The sequence below is a fragment of the Nocardia bhagyanarayanae genome, from assembly GCF_006716565.1.
Classification (GTDB): domain Bacteria; phylum Actinomycetota; class Actinomycetes; order Mycobacteriales; family Mycobacteriaceae; genus Nocardia; species Nocardia bhagyanarayanae.
Map to the genome: position 1 here is coordinate 1,164,942 of NZ_VFPG01000001.1, position 13,833 is coordinate 1,178,774.

Sequence of the window (13,833 nt, forward strand, 5' to 3'; positions counted from 1 at the left end):
CTACACGCCACGATCCAGCACGTCCCAGTCATCGCTAGGAGTACCCACGTGTCCGTTTACCTCTATAGATTCGGAAAGTTCGCTTTCCGCCGGAAATGGATAGTGCTTCCGGTCTGGCTTGTCCTCTTCGTGCTCCTCGGTGGTCTGGGCGCGCAGCTCAGCAAACCGATGAGCAACGACTTCAGCATGCCCGAGCTGCCCTCCGCACGAGCCAACGACATTCTCGACAAGCACTTCCCCGGTGCGTCCGAGGCTTTCAAGTTCGACGCCGTCACCGGAACATACGTCATCGGCGCGCCCGAGGGGCAGAAGCTGACCGATCCCGCGAACCGCGCGGCGGTCGAAGCGTTCATCGCCAAGCTCGGCCAGCTCGACATCGTCGACCACGAGAAGCCGATCGTGAACCCGATCGACGCCGCGGAGAAGATGGGCTGCCTGGCGAACCCCGATCCGTCGCAGTGCAGTGGCGCCCCGCTGAACGTGCTCAGCAAGGACGACCCGAACTCCGTCGCGTTCATGAGCGTGCCGTTCAGCATCGCCAAGTTCACCGACGTCACCGACGAGAACCGTAAGGCGGCCTACGACGTGGGGGCCGACGCGCGCAACTCCGGCCTCGTCGTCGAGGTGAGCGGTTCCATCGCCCAGACCCAGGAGCAGCCGAGCGGTACCGCCGAGCTGATCGGCATGGGCGTCGCGCTGGTCGTGATGATCGTGGCCTTCGGTGCCATCGTGGCGGCGTTCGTGCCGATCGTCACCGCGATCATCGGCCTCGGCGCGGCCACCTCGGTCATCCTGTTGGGCACCTCGTTCATCGAGGTCCCGAGCTTCACCACGTTCCTCGCCTCGATGATCGGCATCGCGCTGTCCATCGACTACGCGCTGTTCATCGTCTCGCGCTACAAGCACGAACTCGCCGTGCAGGATTCGCCGGAGGAGGCGGCGGGCACCGCGCTCGGCACCGCCGGTTCCGCGGTGGTGTTCGCCGGTCTGACCGTCATCATCGCCCTGGCCGGCCTGAGCATCGTCGGCGTCGAGTTCCTGACCTTCATGGGTCTCGGCGGCGCGATCGCGGCGGGCTTCGCCGTGATCACGGCGACCACGCTGATGCCCGCGCTGCTCGGCGCGTTCGGCCGGTTCCTGTTCAAGCCGAAGCTGCCGCTGGTCGCCAAGCACGACCCGGAGAACGACGCCATCGTCACCAACGGCATGCGCTTCGGCCGCCTGATCGGCAAGGCCCCGTGGGCCGCGCTGGTGCTGTCGATCGTCGCGCTCGGTGCGCTCGCCGCCCCGGCCGCGGGTCTGAACCTGGGTCTGCCCGGCGAGGACAGCATGCCCAAGACCTCCACCGTGCGTAAGGCCTACGAGCTGCGCACCGAGGGCTTCGGCGAGGGCAGCAACGGCGTGCTCAACGTCGCGGTCGACCTCAGCAACGTCGCGCCCGAGCAGCGCGACGAGGCGGTCAACGCCCTGCGCGAGCGGCTCGCGTCCTACGAGAACATGGACTACGTCACCGAGCCGCAGTTCAGCGGCGAGGACAAGGCGGGCGCGCTGCTCGACGGCGTGCCGAAGTCGGGCCCGAACAACCAGGACACCAAGGATCTGGTGCGCGACGCCCGCGACGCGGAAGGCGAACTGAAGGCGCAGTACGGCATGGAGTACGGCATCACCGGCACCACCGCCATCTACGCCGATGTCGACCACGTGCTGCTCAGCAAGATCGCGCCGTACCTCGCCATCGTGGCGGGCGCCGCGTTCATCCTGCTGATCCTGGTGTTCCGCTCGATCCTGGTGCCGCTGACCGCGGCGCTCGGCTTCCTGCTCTCCATGGCCGCGACCTTCGGCGCGACCGTGCTGATCTTCCAGGAGGGCAAGCTCGGCCTGATCGACGATCCGCAACCGATCGTCAGCTTCATGCCGATCATGCTCATCGGTCTGGTGTTCGGTCTCGCCATGGACTACCAGGTGTTCCTGGTGACCCGCATGCGCGAGGAGTACGTGCACGGCAAGTCGCCGAAGGAAGCGGTGGTGGCCGGTTACCACCACGGCGCCCGCGTGGTGACCTCCGCCGCGATCATCATGATCTCGGTGTTCGCCTCCTTCATCCTGGAGTCGGACGTGACCGCCAAGTCCTTCGGTTTCGCGCTGGCGGCGGGCGTGCTGTTCGACGCCTTCATCGTCCGCATGGTCCTGATCCCGTCGCTGCTGGTGATCATGGGCAAGTGGTCCTGGTGGATGCCGAAGTGGCTGGACCGGATCGTGCCGGACATCGACGTCGAGGGCACGAAGCTGCGCGATCTGCAGCAGAAGTCCGTCGAGCTGAAGAAGAAGGAACCGGTCGCCGTGAGCTGATCGGATTCCGCCGACCGTCGGCCCCGCACCCCGGCCAGGGTGCGGGGCCGACGTGTTTCCAAGGGTTCTTGATCTCGTGCCCAGTCCGCAGCAGACTCGGGGTGTTCGACTCTTTGCTCGGTAGACCGCAAGCGCGTCGGCGCGGCGGAAGTAGTTCGCGAGCGCGGCGGGTGAGCCCGCGTGTTCGTTCCAGGACGGCTCGACCCGATCACCGCGAGGAGAACCCTGTGTCCGTCTATCTGTACCGGTGGGGAAAGTTCGCCTTTCGCCGCAAGTGGCTGGTCCTGCCCGTCTGGCTCGTCCTCTTCCTGCTGCTCGGCGCGCTCGGCGCCCAGCTGAAGGAGCCGATGACCGACGACTTCAGCCTGCCGAACCTGCCGTCGGAGCGGGCCACGGAGATCCTCGACGAACACTTTCCCGGTATGTCGGCGGCATTCGAATTCGACGCTGTCACCGGCACCTACGTGATCGGCGCGCCCCAGGGTCAAAAACTCACCGATCCGGCGAACCACGAGGCGATCGAGGCGCTGATCAGCCGACTCGACCAGCTCGACATCGTCGACCACGGCAAGCCGCTGGTCGACCCGATCGCCGCGGCACAGCAGATGGGCTGCCTCGTGCCCGAGCCGAACGTCTCGATCTGTAGCGGCGCCCCGCTGAACGTGCTGAACAAGACCGCGCCCGACACCGTCGCGGTCCTGAGCGTGCCGTTCACGCTCGAGGAATTCGCCGACATCACGCCGGAGAACCGGGCGGCCGCCTACGACGTCGCCGACGACGCCCGCGCCGCCGGGCTGACCGTCGAACTCAGCGGCACCATCGCGATCGAGCAGCAGGCGCCGAGCGGCAAGTCGGAGATGATCGGCATGGGCGTCGCGCTGATCGTCATGGTCGTGGCTTTCGGCGCCATCGTCGCCGCCTTCGTGCCGATCGTCACCGCGATCGTCGGCCTCGGCGCGGCCACCTCGCTGATCCTCCTCGGCACCTCGGTGCTGTCCATCCCCAGCTTCACCACCTTCCTCGCATCGATGATCGGCATCGCGCTGTCCATCGACTACGCGCTGTTCATCGTGTCCAGGTACAAACACGAACTGGCCGTGCAGGATTCGGCCGAGGAAGCCGCGGGCACCGCGTTGGGCACGGCGGGTTCGGCGGTGGTGTTCGCCGGTCTGACCGTGATCATCGCGCTGGTCGGCCTGAGCATCGTCGGCGTTCGATTCCTGACGTTCATGGGTCTCGGCGGCGCGGTCGCGGCGGCCTTCGCGGTGCTCGTCGCGCTGACGCTGATGCCAGCGCTGCTCGGCGCGCTCGGACGGTTCCTGTTCGAGCCGAAACTGCCGCTAATCGCCCAGCACGACCCGGAAGACGACACAGTCGTCACCAACGGCATGCGCGTCGCCCGGCTGATCGGCCGCATCCCGGTCGTCACGCTGGTGCTCAGCATCGTGGTGCTCGGCCTGCTCGCCGCCCCGGCCGCGGGTCTGAACCTCGGCCTGCCCGGCGAGGACAGCATGCCCAAGACCTCCACCGTGCGTAAGGCCTACGAGCTGCGCACCGAAGGGTTCGGCGAAGGCAGCAACGGCGTCCTCAACGTCGCGGTCGACCTCACCGACGTGCCGCAGGAGCGCCGGGCCGAAGCGCTGACCGCGCTGCGCGACAAGCTGGTGTCCTATGCCGACATGGACTACGTCACCGAGCCGACGCTCAGCCCGGACGGCAACGGTGCGCTGCTCGACGGGGTGCCGAAGGCGGGACCGAACAACCAGGACACCAAGGACCTGGTGCGCGACGCCCGGGAAGCCGAGGCGGGGTTGAACGCCGAGTACGGCATCCACTACGGCATCACCGGCACCACCGCCATCTACGCCGATATCGACCACGTGCTGCTCAGCAAGATCGTGCCGTACATGGCGATCGTCGCCGGGGCGGCGTTCGTCCTGTTGATTCTGGTGTTCCGCTCCATACTCGTGCCGCTGACCGGCGCGCTCGGGTTCCTGCTCTCCATGGCGGCCACTTTCGGCGCGACCGTGCTGATCTTCCAGGAGGGCGAGCTCGGGCTGATCGACGATCCGCACCCGATCGTCAGCTTCCTGCCCATCATGTTGATCGGCCTGGTGTTCGGCCTGGCGATGGATTACCAGGTCTTCCTGGTGACGCGCATGCGCGAGGAGTACGTGCACGGCGCGTCGCCCAAGGAGGCCATGGTCAACGGCTACCACCACGGCGCGCGCGTGGTCACCGCGGCGGCGATCATCATGATCTCGGTGTTCGGTTCGTTCCTTCTCGAATCCGACCCGACCGCCAAGTCCATGGGTTTCGCGCTGGCGGCCGGTGTGGCGCTCGACGCGTTCCTGGTCCGGATGGTGCTGATCCCCTCGCTGCTGGTGCTGATGGGCGAGTGGGCGTGGTGGATGCCGAAGTGGCTGGACCGGATCGTGCCGGATATCGATGTGGAGGGCGCGCGGCTGCGCGCGCTGCGAGCCGAGTCGGCCGCGGCGCGAGAATCCGTCGCCGTCCGCGATTGACGATCGGTAGCTGCCCGCCCGGCGCTACCGAATTGCTACCGAGTCACTCACTCGGCCGCGGCATGACACAGTTCGACACTCTGGGGTTCAGTCCGAGGTAATTCAACGGGCCGGAGACCGCGGTGAGCGCGATCGTGCCGAATCCGGCGCAGTTGATCGGTCCGCTGGTGAAGTACTGACGCTGGCCTGCGGCGATCATGCCGATGGCCAACCACACCAGGAGCAGCAGACTGAACCACCGCATCCCGGATTCGCGCGGAGCCCGCCCGTAAGTCACTCGCTCGCGCATAGTCATCGCTTCCTTCCGCAACTCGCGCCAACCGGCGTAAGGGGGGAGGTACCCCCATGCCCACCGGTTACTCCCAGTGCGCTCGACCACATTCCGTGCGACATTTCGCCACGGGGAAAGGCTTGTGCGGCAACCGGACAGTCAATTTACTTTTACTTTGCACACCTAGCTTTTCGGCCGTGGTCGTCACTTCGGTCGAAATACCGCCGCGTACCTCTACTCCAATCCCCACTCGAAGCCCCGTCGATCGGGTGCCCGCGCCGCTGCTCGTGCTCGGTGCGATGGTGTCCATTCAGCTCGGCGCGGCCGTGGCCAAACAACTCTTCGCGCTCGCGGGCGCGGACGTGGTCGCCTGCCTGCGCATCGTCGTCGCCGGTGCGATCGCCCTGCTGCTCTGGCGGCCCGCTTTCCGGGTCGACCGGCGCGCGCTTCCCGGCATCGCCGGGCTCGGAATCGCCATCGCCGCAATGAATCTCAGCTTCTACGCGGCGATCGAGCGGATACCGCTCGGCGTCGCGGTCACCATCGAATTCCTCGGGCCGCTCACCGTCGCCCTGCTCGGATCGCGCAAACCGCGCGACGCGGCGCTCGCCCTCGTGGCCGGCGCGGGCGTACTGCTGCTCATGGATTCCGGCGGGCCGATGTCGTGGACGGGCGTGCTCTTCGCCCTGCTCGCCGGCGCTGGATGGGGCGCGTACATCGCCTGTGGCGCGGTGGTCGGCAGGCACACCGCGGGACACGACGGACTCGCGCTCGCCATGGCGTTCGGCGGCGTGCTCGTCCTGCCTTTCCTTGTGGCGCAAGGTGGTTCGGCGCTACTGGACCCGATGCTGCTGGCCGGGGTCGCGGTCGTCGCGGTGTGTTCGTCGCTGGTGCCGCACGCCATCGAGCTGACCGCGCTGCGGCGGATCGAGGCGTCGGTGTTCGGGGTGTGGATGAGTTTGCAGCCCGCCGTCGCCGCGGTGGCGGGGATGGCGCTGCTCGGTGAAGGTCTGCGCGGGGCGCAGTGGGGCGGCGTCGCGATGGTGGTCGTCGCCGCGGCTGCCTCGGCTTGGTTCGCGGCCGGCTCGGGCCTTCGCGCGCAGGACCGGCCGCATCCCGTCGGCGGACGTCGATCGCGGCGCGACCGGTCAGGCCGTACGCCGGAAGGCCCTGCGGTAGGTGTTCGGGGAGGTGCCGAGAACCGAACGCATGTGCTGCCGAAGCGAATTGGCGGTACCGAAACCGGCGCGGTGGGCGACGATGTCGATGCTGAGATCACTGTTTTCCAGCAGGTCGCGGGCACGTTCCAGGCGCTGAGCGAGCAGCCAGCGCCCGGGCGTCGAGCCCACCTCGTCACGGAAACGGCGGGTGAAGGTGCGCACACTCATGCGCGCGTGTGCCGCCATCTCCTCGAGCGAGACCTGCTCTCCGAGCCGATCGAGCAGCCAGGCGCGGGTGGCGGCGGTGGAAGTCATCGTCGGCTCGGGCACGGGACGTTCGATGAACTGTGCCTGGCCGCCGTCACGCCAGGGCGGGACGACGCAGCGGCGGGCGACCTGATTCGCGATCGCGGTGCCGTGATCGCGGCGCACCAGGTGCAGGCATAGATCGATGCCTGCGCCAGTGCCCGCCGAGGTGAGCACATCGCCGTTGTCCACGAAGAGCACATCCTCGTCGAGGCGCACCAGGGGGTAGGCGCGGCGGAACTCCTCGGTCCGCATCCAGTGCGTGGTGGCCGGTCGGCCGTCGAGGACGCCGGCGGCGGCGAGCACATAGCTGCCGGTGCAGATGGAGACCAGCCGCGCGCCCGGCCTGATCCGTGCGAACGCGTCGGCGAGGCGCGGCGGAAGCGGTCCGCCGACGTGCAGGTCACCGAGGGCGCACGTGGGCGGGATGAGCACCGTGTCGGCCTGTTCGAGCGCTTCGGGTCCGTGCTCGACGGCCAACATGATGCCCGCGTCGGAGCGGATCGGCGCACCGTCGACCGTGCAGACGGTCACCTGATAGAGCGGGCGGCCCTCGGCGTCGAATGCCTGGCCGAAAACCCTGGCGGGCATACCCAATTCGAACAGCGGTACGTCGTCGAGGGCGAGCACCACGACGCGGTGCGGTCGAGCGGTCATGGCCAGATCCTGTCACATATTGTCCGTCCGGCCAGCACCGCGGACAGGAATCGGACGGCAATCTGGTCTCCGCTCACCGAACGAGCAGACCGAAAGGACCGCGTAAATGCCAACCATGCTCGCCGTCACCGCCCGCGAATGGGGCGCGCCCGAGGTGCTCACCCCGATCGAGATCGAACGCCCCGAGCCAGGCCTGACCGAGATCCTGGTGCGCGTGCACGCCGCCGGGGTCAACCCGGTCGATTGGAAGACACGGGCCAGCGGCGCCTTCGTCACCTGGGGCGAAGTGCCGATCGTCGGCTGGGACGTCTCGGGAACCGTCGAGGCCGTCGGGCCCGGCGTCACCCGGTTCGAACCCGGCGACGAGGTTTTCGGCATGCCCGCCTTCCCGCGCCAGGCCGGGGCGTACGCGGAATTCGTCGTCGCGCCTTCGCGTCAATTCACCCGCAAGCCGGAGAACATTTCCCATATCGAGGCGGCGGCCCTGCCGCTGGCCGGCCTGACCGCGTGGCAGGCGCTGATCGATACCGCCGAACTGCGTGCGGGACAGCGGATTCTGATCCACGGCGCGGCGGGCGGCGTCGGACACCTCGCGGTCCAGATCGCCAAGGCGCACGGCGCCTACGTCGTCGGCACGGCGCGCGCGGACAAGCACGAGTTCTTGCGTGCGATCGGCGCGGACGAGGTAATCGACTACACTGCAGTCGATTTCGCCGCGGTGTTGCGTGATGTCGATATCGTGCTCGACAGCGTCGGCGGGGATTACGGTGTCCGCTCGCTCCCGGTGCTGCGGCGTGGCGGACGCCTGGTGACGCTGGCCGGACCGGACGGTCTACCCAGTGCGGCGGATGCGGACGCGCGGGGTGTCCGTGCCGACTGGCCGGTGGTCGAACCGGATTCGGCGAGTCTGACCGCCATCGCCGAGCTCGTCGCGGCGGGCAAACTTCGTGCGGAGATCGACAGGGTGCTGCCGCTCATCGATGCCGCTGAGGCGCACGCCTACGGCGAGACCGGACGTACCCGCGGCAAGATCGTGCTCCAAGTGGCCGAGCCCGGGGCGTAGCGGTCGCGGCGGCGCGCCTGCTCGAAGGTCTGCACCGAGAGGAGCGAGGCGGCGGCGGCGAACTGGCCTCGAGCGGGTCGTGCCGGAACTCGTGCACCGACCAAGTCGGCCCCGGCGGTCAGCGAGGACCACCGGGGCCGCGATTCCGTCACTCGGTACGCAGACCGCGCCGATTACGGACTCGGTTCCGGCACATTGCAATCCGCGATCTTCGGGTTCACGCCCATGTAGTTGAGCGGGCCCGCGATCACGGTGACCGCGATGGTGCCGAATCCGGCACAGTTCACCGGACCGCTGTCGAAGTAGTCCCGCTGCGCCGCGGCGACCACACCGATCAACAGCCAGATCAGGACAATCACACTTCCGATTCTCATGTAACTCTCGCGCATCGTTCCCACGCGGACGGCTCGGCGGCGCATTAGGCGTCACATCCCTTCCCGCTTCCATCTGTTCCGCGTATACCCGAAATTCGCCGTTTCACCGCGAGAATCGACCCTTTCATCCGCTTGTTCGCGGAGGCCGCACCCGGGTACTACTCTTGGCTCGCGGGTCGCCGCCGGGGGGAGTCATGGTGGGTCCACATGAGCGGCGGCCGGGAGGAGACGCACCCATGCTGGACGCAATCGGCGATATCGCCGGCGGGGCGAGCACACGCCGCCTACCGCTCGATTTCAGCGATCCGAATTTCAAGACCAACAAATTCGCCGCGACCGCCTGGATCACCGGCTTCTTGGGCGGGGTGTTCCTCGCCATTCCGCTGGCGATCTTCGCGCTGTTTCGCACGCCGAAAGAAGACCGAAACAGCCGGGATCTCGCGATCGGCGCCCTGATCTCGTCCTTCGGATGGATCCTGGTCGCCGCGCTGCTCCTGCTCACCCGCTGAGGACCCTCACCCCGCCCGGCCCGCCGGGCGGGAACTTCACGCGCCGCTCCTATACGACGTGCAGCCGCACCGCCGGATCGAGGGCCTTCAAGTCGCCGGGGTCGGAGGTGAGTACCAGGGTTGCCCGCAGGGCTCGCGCCAGCACGATCACGTGGCGCCGGTTCACCGAGGGCTTTCGTCCTCGACCCGCAGGCGAACCTGAGGCAGCGGCGGGCTCGTCACAGCGGCTATGTTGCCGCGACGGTCGCGCCCGCCGGTACGTGCGGTACCGCGGCGCGCGGGTCGAAGCCTTTGAAGGCGAGGCCGATGACGAATCCGGCCGCTTCTTCCAGCTGGCGGGCGCGGTCGAGTCCGCCGATTACGGCGGCTTGCGCGCCAGCGTCGCGGACCAGGATCTCGGTGACGCGCAGCGCTTCAGGGTGGTCTCCGCAGATCGCTACGGTCACCGGGAGGGCGGCCGAGTCGCTCCACTGCTCCGCGGGGAATAGGTGAAATGCCTTGACCACGTGGGCTTCTGGCGCGAGTTCGGCAATGCGTTGGGCGGCTGAGCCGCCGGGCGGGGTGGTCAGCTGGCCGACCCCGTGGTCGACGGCATTGGTCGGGTCGATCAATGTGGTGCCCGCGAGTGTCCCGGTGTGGGCTTCGGCGCTGCGCAGCATGTCGGAAACGCCGTCCCAGGCCACCGCGAGCAGTACCGCGTCGACCTCGGCGACGGCCTCGCGCACCGTGGTCGCCCGCGTTCCGCCGCCTAGTCGGGCCGCCAGCGCTTGTGCCTTGTCCCACGATCGCCCGGCAACCGTGATCGCATGTCCCGCTCGCGCCCAGCGCCCGCCCAACGCGGCGGCCATCGCGCCGGTGCCGAGAATTCCGATCCGCATTCTTGCTCCCTTGTGTCCGTTGCGTCGACGGCTACGGTAGGAAACCGATGCACACCGATCGGTGCGCGACAGACGGGTGATCATCGCGACATGAGCGAACGCAGTGAGCGAATCATGTGCCAGCGCGCATCGCGCATGCCGGAGCCGAGCGCCAGCGAGGCGCAGGCATGAGCGACTACCAGGACCACTGCGGTGAACTCGTCGCGGACTGCCGGCTCCGTGCGGTGACCGACCTGTTCGCCCACACCTGGGACCCGGTCGTGCTGGCCGCGTTGCACGGCGCACCCCGCCGCCGCAGCGAATTGCGCGCCGCCATCGGTGGAATCAGCGACAAAGCCCTCACCGAAGCCTTGCACCGCCTACTCGGCCACGGCCTGATCGAGCGCCACCGCTTCGCCCAAGCGCCACCGCGCGTCGAATACGGCCTGACCACGTTGGGCGCGAGCCTGGTCGACGGCCCGATGCAAGCCATGGCCGAGTGGATCCGGCACCACGGCGACGCCCTCCTCGCTGCCCAGGAGCTACCCGAAAAGGCCCCTCAAAGATCCCCGGGTTCCTCGGCCAGCAGCGTGACTTCCAGCCACGGCATCGCGGGTTGATAGGGAGCCCACCGCTGCGCCTCGACGGTCAACACGGCCAAGCCGAGATGGGCAGCGACAGCGGCGGTGTGGGCGGCGGAGGCGTCGGCGACGGCTGGGCGGTCCTCGGTGAGGTCGCCGAGCACCACCGACACCGCCCCGATCTCGCTGATGTTGCCGAGGCCGGACAACTCGATATTGTCGACGTTCTCCACGACACCGGCCCATTCCGCGAGTCGCTCGTTGGTATGACCGGCCTGCGCAACCGCCATGGCGACGGCGGGGACAGCGATCTGCATCGGCTGAGCGGCGAGGTTCGACAACAGCAGGGTCACCGTGTCGCTGCCGTCGAGGTAGGCGCGGATCACCGTGTCATCGAGGACATACCCGAGATTGATCACGGGCGAGCCGCCCGCGCCTCGGCTTCGGCGACCAGACGTCGGGTAAGCCGGTCGGCGGCTGCCACGGCCTGTGCGTTGCTCCTGGCGGCGGCCATTCGGGACTCGTAGGCGAGGCGATTGACGGTCCGGCGCTGCTCGTGCTCGGCGATCAAGCGGGCCACCGTGTCACCGAGAGTGTCCCCTTTCGGGGTGAGTCGCTGCAGGTCAGCGTGCACTTTCCGAGATGTGGTTATGGTGGTCGGCTTTTCGGTCATGAAAAAACCATAGCCACCATGGCTGCGACATGGAACTCATCGACGGCGAGTCCTGACGGCGTGTCCGTGCAGGGAAATTGGAAAGCCCCTCACCTGCGGAGCAAGTGAGGGGCTTTGGCGGTGGCGGAGGGATTTGAACCCTCGGAGGGGGGTTACCCCTCACACGCTTTCGAGGCGTGCTCCTTAGGCCGCTCGGACACGCCACCGCCGACTAGGTTACCCGACCGGGTGCGGATCGCTAAATCGGCTGGCGAGGTGGGGTGTGGGGCGCTCAGCGCTGGGTGCGGAAGAAGTCGTCGAGGAGGGCGGCGCATTCCGGTTCGAGGACGCCGCCGCGGACCTGCGGGCGGTGGTTGAGCCGACGGTCGCGCACCACGTCCCACAGCGAGCCGACGGCGCCCGTCTTCGGCTCCCACGCGCCGAACACCAGCCGTCCGACACGGGCCAGCACGAGCGCGCCCGCGCACATCGTGCACGGCTCGAGGGTGACGGCCAGGGTCGCGCCTTCCAGCCGCCAGCCGTCGCCGTGCACCTCGGCAGCCCGGCGCAGCGCGAGTACTTCGGCGTGCGCGGTCGGGTCGCCGAGGGCTTCCCTGGCGTTGGCCGCGCGGGCCAGCTCCCGGCCGGACGCGTCGAAGACCACCGCGCCGACGGGCACGTCGCGCGGATCGGCGGCCGCGGCCGCCTCGAGCGCGGCGCGCATCATCGCGACGTCGGACACGAGCGGGTTCTCGGGCAGCACAGTCATGCCTGCGCCTCACCGACGCTCGGCTCTGGCATGCGCGAGGCACGCTGACACATCACCATGCGCGCACCGCGATCACCGCGGCAGCTTGTCCAGCACCGCCGAGAGTTCGTTGGCGAAGCCCAGCCGCTGCGCGATCATGCCGAGCTGCTCGTCCGGGTACAGGTCGGTCTCGGCGAGGATTACGCTCAGCACGGGCTCGGGCAGACCGAGGTCGGCGAGCACCGCGAGATCGCCCTCTTCCCACGGTTCGATGTCGTCGATTTCGTCGGGATCGATATCGGGGATTTCGATATTCAAGGCCTCGAGCACATCGGCGGCGATGTCGTAGTCGATCGCGGCGGTGGCGTCCGAGACGAGCAGCCTGGTGCCGCTCGGCGCGGGGCGCAGCACGATGAAGAACTCGTCGTCGATGTCCAGCAGCCCGAAGACCGCCCCGGAGCTGCGCAATGCCTTCAGCTCGTTTTCCGCGACGGACAAATCGGTGAGTGCCGCCTGGCTCAACGGACTACACCGCCATTTGCCTTCTTCGCGGACAACCGCCACTGCGAACCCTTCCACGTCGTCGTAGTCTTCCGACGCCGCCCTGTTCGTGCCCGAGCGCTGTGCTGCCATGGCCGCAACGGTAGTCGGCTCGAGCTCAAATGTTGAAGTCGTATGCGAATCTGTTCCGGTGACTCGCGACCAGAAAGCACCGGTGTGTGTCCTCGGGACGGGCCTGATCGGCGGTTCCCTGCTGCGCGCCGCCGTGGCGGCTGGTTATCCGGCATTCGGCTACAACAGATCGCAGTCCGGGGTGGCGGCCGCGCGGGCGGATGGTTTCGACGTCGACGACGACCTGCCCGGCGTGCTCGGCCGGGCCGCGGCCGACGACGCGCTGATCGTGATCGCGGTGCCGATGCCCGCCGTCGACCACATCCTCGCCTCGGTGGCCACCTTCGCGCCGGATTGCGTACTCACCGACGTGGTGAGCGTGAAGGCGCCGGTCGCGGCGGCCGTACACGAGCACGGTCTGGCCGCACGCTACGTCGGCGGGCATCCGATGGCGGGAACGTCCGAATCCGGTTGGGCGGCGACGGATCCCGAGTTGTTCCGCGGCGCGGTGTGGGCGGTCGGCGTCGATCCCGGCACACACGCGGACCCGTGGCGACGAGTTGCGGCGCTGGCGCTGGACTGCGGGTCGGTGGTGGTTCCGGTCGTCGCCGAGGAACACGATCGGGCCGTCGCCCGGATCTCGCACCTGCCGCATGTGCTCGCGGAGGCGCTGGCCATCGCGGGCGCGGGCGGCGGCGCGCTCGCACTCGGCCTGGCCGCGGGCTCGTTCCGCGACGGCACCCGGGTCGCGGGGACCGCGCCCGAGCTGGTGCGCGCCATTTGCGAACCGAATGCCGACGCCCTGCTCGCGGTGCTCGAGGAAACGCTGATCGTGCTCGGCGCGGCCCGCGACACCCTGGCCGAGGACGGCTCGCTCGCCGACCTCACGCGGGCCGGCCACGACGCACGGAACGACTACGAGACCGCGCGACGCTGGGAGATCACCGACGTACGCCCGGGCGACCACGACTGGCTGGAGCGACTGCGCGAGGCGGGACAGCGCGGCGGAGTGATCACGGCGATCGACTGATCGAAGGCGGTATCGACACCTACCGGCACATGGCCGGGTAATCGCCACGGCTACGACTCCGAGCGGCTGGTAACCACGGGCGCCCTGAGGACGGCAAGTGGAATCACCGGTGCACCCGTGGCGAGGAGCCGCTGACCCG

The 13,833-nt window shown here is 68.4% G+C and carries 15 protein-coding genes, 1 tRNA gene and 1 pseudogene; 7 read left to right on the forward strand and 10 right to left on the reverse strand.

The window, feature by feature from the left end; all coding sequences use genetic code 11:
- The first annotated feature begins 48 nt into the window (after nt 1-48).
- Nucleotides 49-2,349 carry an MMPL family transporter gene (locus FB390_RS04690; protein ID WP_141807846.1) on the forward strand — a complete coding sequence of 767 codons (2,301 nt, stop codon included), beginning with the start codon at nt 49-51 and terminating at the stop codon, nt 2,347-2,349.
- 227 nt (nt 2,350-2,576) lie between these two features.
- On the forward strand, nt 2,577-4,874 hold the full coding sequence (locus FB390_RS04695) for an MMPL family transporter (protein ID WP_141807847.1): 2,298 nt from the start codon (nt 2,577-2,579) through the stop codon (nt 4,872-4,874).
- A gap of 43 nt (nt 4,875-4,917) precedes the next feature.
- On the opposite strand, the gene FB390_RS04700 is transcribed toward FB390_RS04695, so the two are convergent.
- Together FB390_RS04700 and FB390_RS34080 are read right to left on the reverse strand one after the other, a co-directional pair.
- The gene (locus tag FB390_RS04700) at nt 4,918-5,163 is read right to left on the reverse strand and encodes a hypothetical protein (protein WP_246123853.1); all 246 of its coding nucleotides are present in this window, start codon (nt 5,161-5,163) and stop codon (nt 4,918-4,920) included.
- Between the two features lie 152 nt (nt 5,164-5,315).
- The gene (locus tag FB390_RS34080) at nt 5,316-5,966 is read right to left on the reverse strand and encodes a hypothetical protein (RefSeq protein WP_185757277.1); all 651 of its coding nucleotides are present in this window, start codon (nt 5,964-5,966) and stop codon (nt 5,316-5,318) included.
- Here FB390_RS34080 and FB390_RS34085 point away from each other — a divergent pair.
- Nucleotides 5,862-6,146 (forward strand): annotated as a pseudogene (locus FB390_RS34085) (EamA family transporter); the annotation flags it as partial. The gene FB390_RS34080 and the pseudogene FB390_RS34085 sit on opposite strands and share 105 nt — an antisense overlap.
- Nucleotides 6,147-6,293: 147 nt before the next feature.
- On the opposite strand, the gene FB390_RS04710 reads toward FB390_RS34085, so the two are convergent.
- Entirely contained in the window at nt 6,294-7,268 is a 975-nt protein-coding gene (locus tag FB390_RS04710; protein ID WP_141807849.1) for a GlxA family transcriptional regulator, read from the reverse strand.
- A 106-nt stretch (nt 7,269-7,374) separates the two neighbouring features.
- Between FB390_RS04710 and FB390_RS04715 the strand changes: the two genes are divergently transcribed.
- The gene (locus FB390_RS04715; RefSeq protein WP_342780392.1) at nt 7,375-8,331 is read left to right on the forward strand and encodes an NADP-dependent oxidoreductase; all 957 of its coding nucleotides are present in this window, start codon (nt 7,375-7,377) and stop codon (nt 8,329-8,331) included.
- Nucleotides 8,332-8,504: 173 nt separating this feature from the next.
- Here FB390_RS04715 and FB390_RS04720 read toward each other — a convergent pair whose 3' ends face one another.
- Nucleotides 8,505-8,705 carry a hypothetical protein gene (locus FB390_RS04720; RefSeq protein WP_067789709.1) on the reverse strand — a complete coding sequence of 67 codons (201 nt, stop codon included), beginning with the start codon at nt 8,703-8,705 and terminating at the stop codon, nt 8,505-8,507.
- 236 nt (nt 8,706-8,941) lie between these two features.
- Between FB390_RS04720 and FB390_RS04725 the strand changes: the two genes are divergently transcribed.
- Complete coding sequence (locus FB390_RS04725; RefSeq protein ID WP_141807850.1) at nt 8,942-9,214, forward strand: hypothetical protein; 273 nt, start codon at nt 8,942-8,944, stop codon at nt 9,212-9,214.
- Nucleotides 9,215-9,441: 227 nt separating this feature from the next.
- On the opposite strand, the gene FB390_RS04730 is transcribed toward FB390_RS04725, so the two are convergent.
- Nucleotides 9,442-10,176, reverse strand: a complete 735-nt coding sequence (locus FB390_RS04730) for an NADPH-dependent F420 reductase (RefSeq protein WP_425465843.1) — start codon at nt 10,174-10,176, stop codon at nt 9,442-9,444.
- A gap of 83 nt (nt 10,177-10,259) precedes the next feature.
- On the opposite strand from FB390_RS04730, the gene FB390_RS04735 reads away from it, so the two are divergent.
- Nucleotides 10,260-10,691, forward strand: coding sequence for a winged helix-turn-helix transcriptional regulator (locus tag FB390_RS04735; RefSeq protein WP_141807852.1), 432 nt, complete (start codon nt 10,260-10,262; stop codon nt 10,689-10,691).
- On the opposite strand, the gene FB390_RS04740 is transcribed toward FB390_RS04735, so the two are convergent.
- The 5 genes from FB390_RS04740 to FB390_RS04760 form a co-directional block, all read right to left on the reverse strand.
- The gene (locus tag FB390_RS04740) at nt 10,631-11,071 is read right to left on the reverse strand and encodes a hypothetical protein (RefSeq protein WP_141807853.1); all 441 of its coding nucleotides are present in this window, start codon (nt 11,069-11,071) and stop codon (nt 10,631-10,633) included. The genes FB390_RS04735 and FB390_RS04740 overlap by 61 nt on opposite strands.
- Nucleotides 11,068-11,325, reverse strand: a complete 258-nt coding sequence (locus FB390_RS04745) for a hypothetical protein (RefSeq protein ID WP_141807854.1) — start codon at nt 11,323-11,325, stop codon at nt 11,068-11,070. Before FB390_RS04745 ends, FB390_RS04740 begins: the two co-directional genes overlap by 4 nt.
- A gap of 115 nt (nt 11,326-11,440) precedes the next feature.
- Nucleotides 11,441-11,531, reverse strand: a tRNA-Ser gene (locus FB390_RS04750).
- A 65-nt stretch (nt 11,532-11,596) separates the two neighbouring features.
- Nucleotides 11,597-12,073, reverse strand: coding sequence for a nucleoside deaminase (locus tag FB390_RS04755; RefSeq protein WP_141807855.1), 477 nt, complete (start codon nt 12,071-12,073; stop codon nt 11,597-11,599).
- A gap of 72 nt (nt 12,074-12,145) precedes the next feature.
- On the reverse strand, nt 12,146-12,685 hold the full coding sequence (locus tag FB390_RS04760; RefSeq protein ID WP_141807856.1) for a tRNA adenosine deaminase-associated protein: 540 nt from the start codon (nt 12,683-12,685) through the stop codon (nt 12,146-12,148).
- Between the two features lie 58 nt (nt 12,686-12,743).
- On the opposite strand from FB390_RS04760, the gene FB390_RS04765 reads away from it, so the two are divergent.
- Nucleotides 12,744-13,694, forward strand: coding sequence for a prephenate dehydrogenase (locus tag FB390_RS04765; RefSeq protein ID WP_246123854.1), 951 nt, complete (start codon nt 12,744-12,746; stop codon nt 13,692-13,694).
- Nucleotides 13,695-13,833 lie beyond the last annotated feature (139 nt).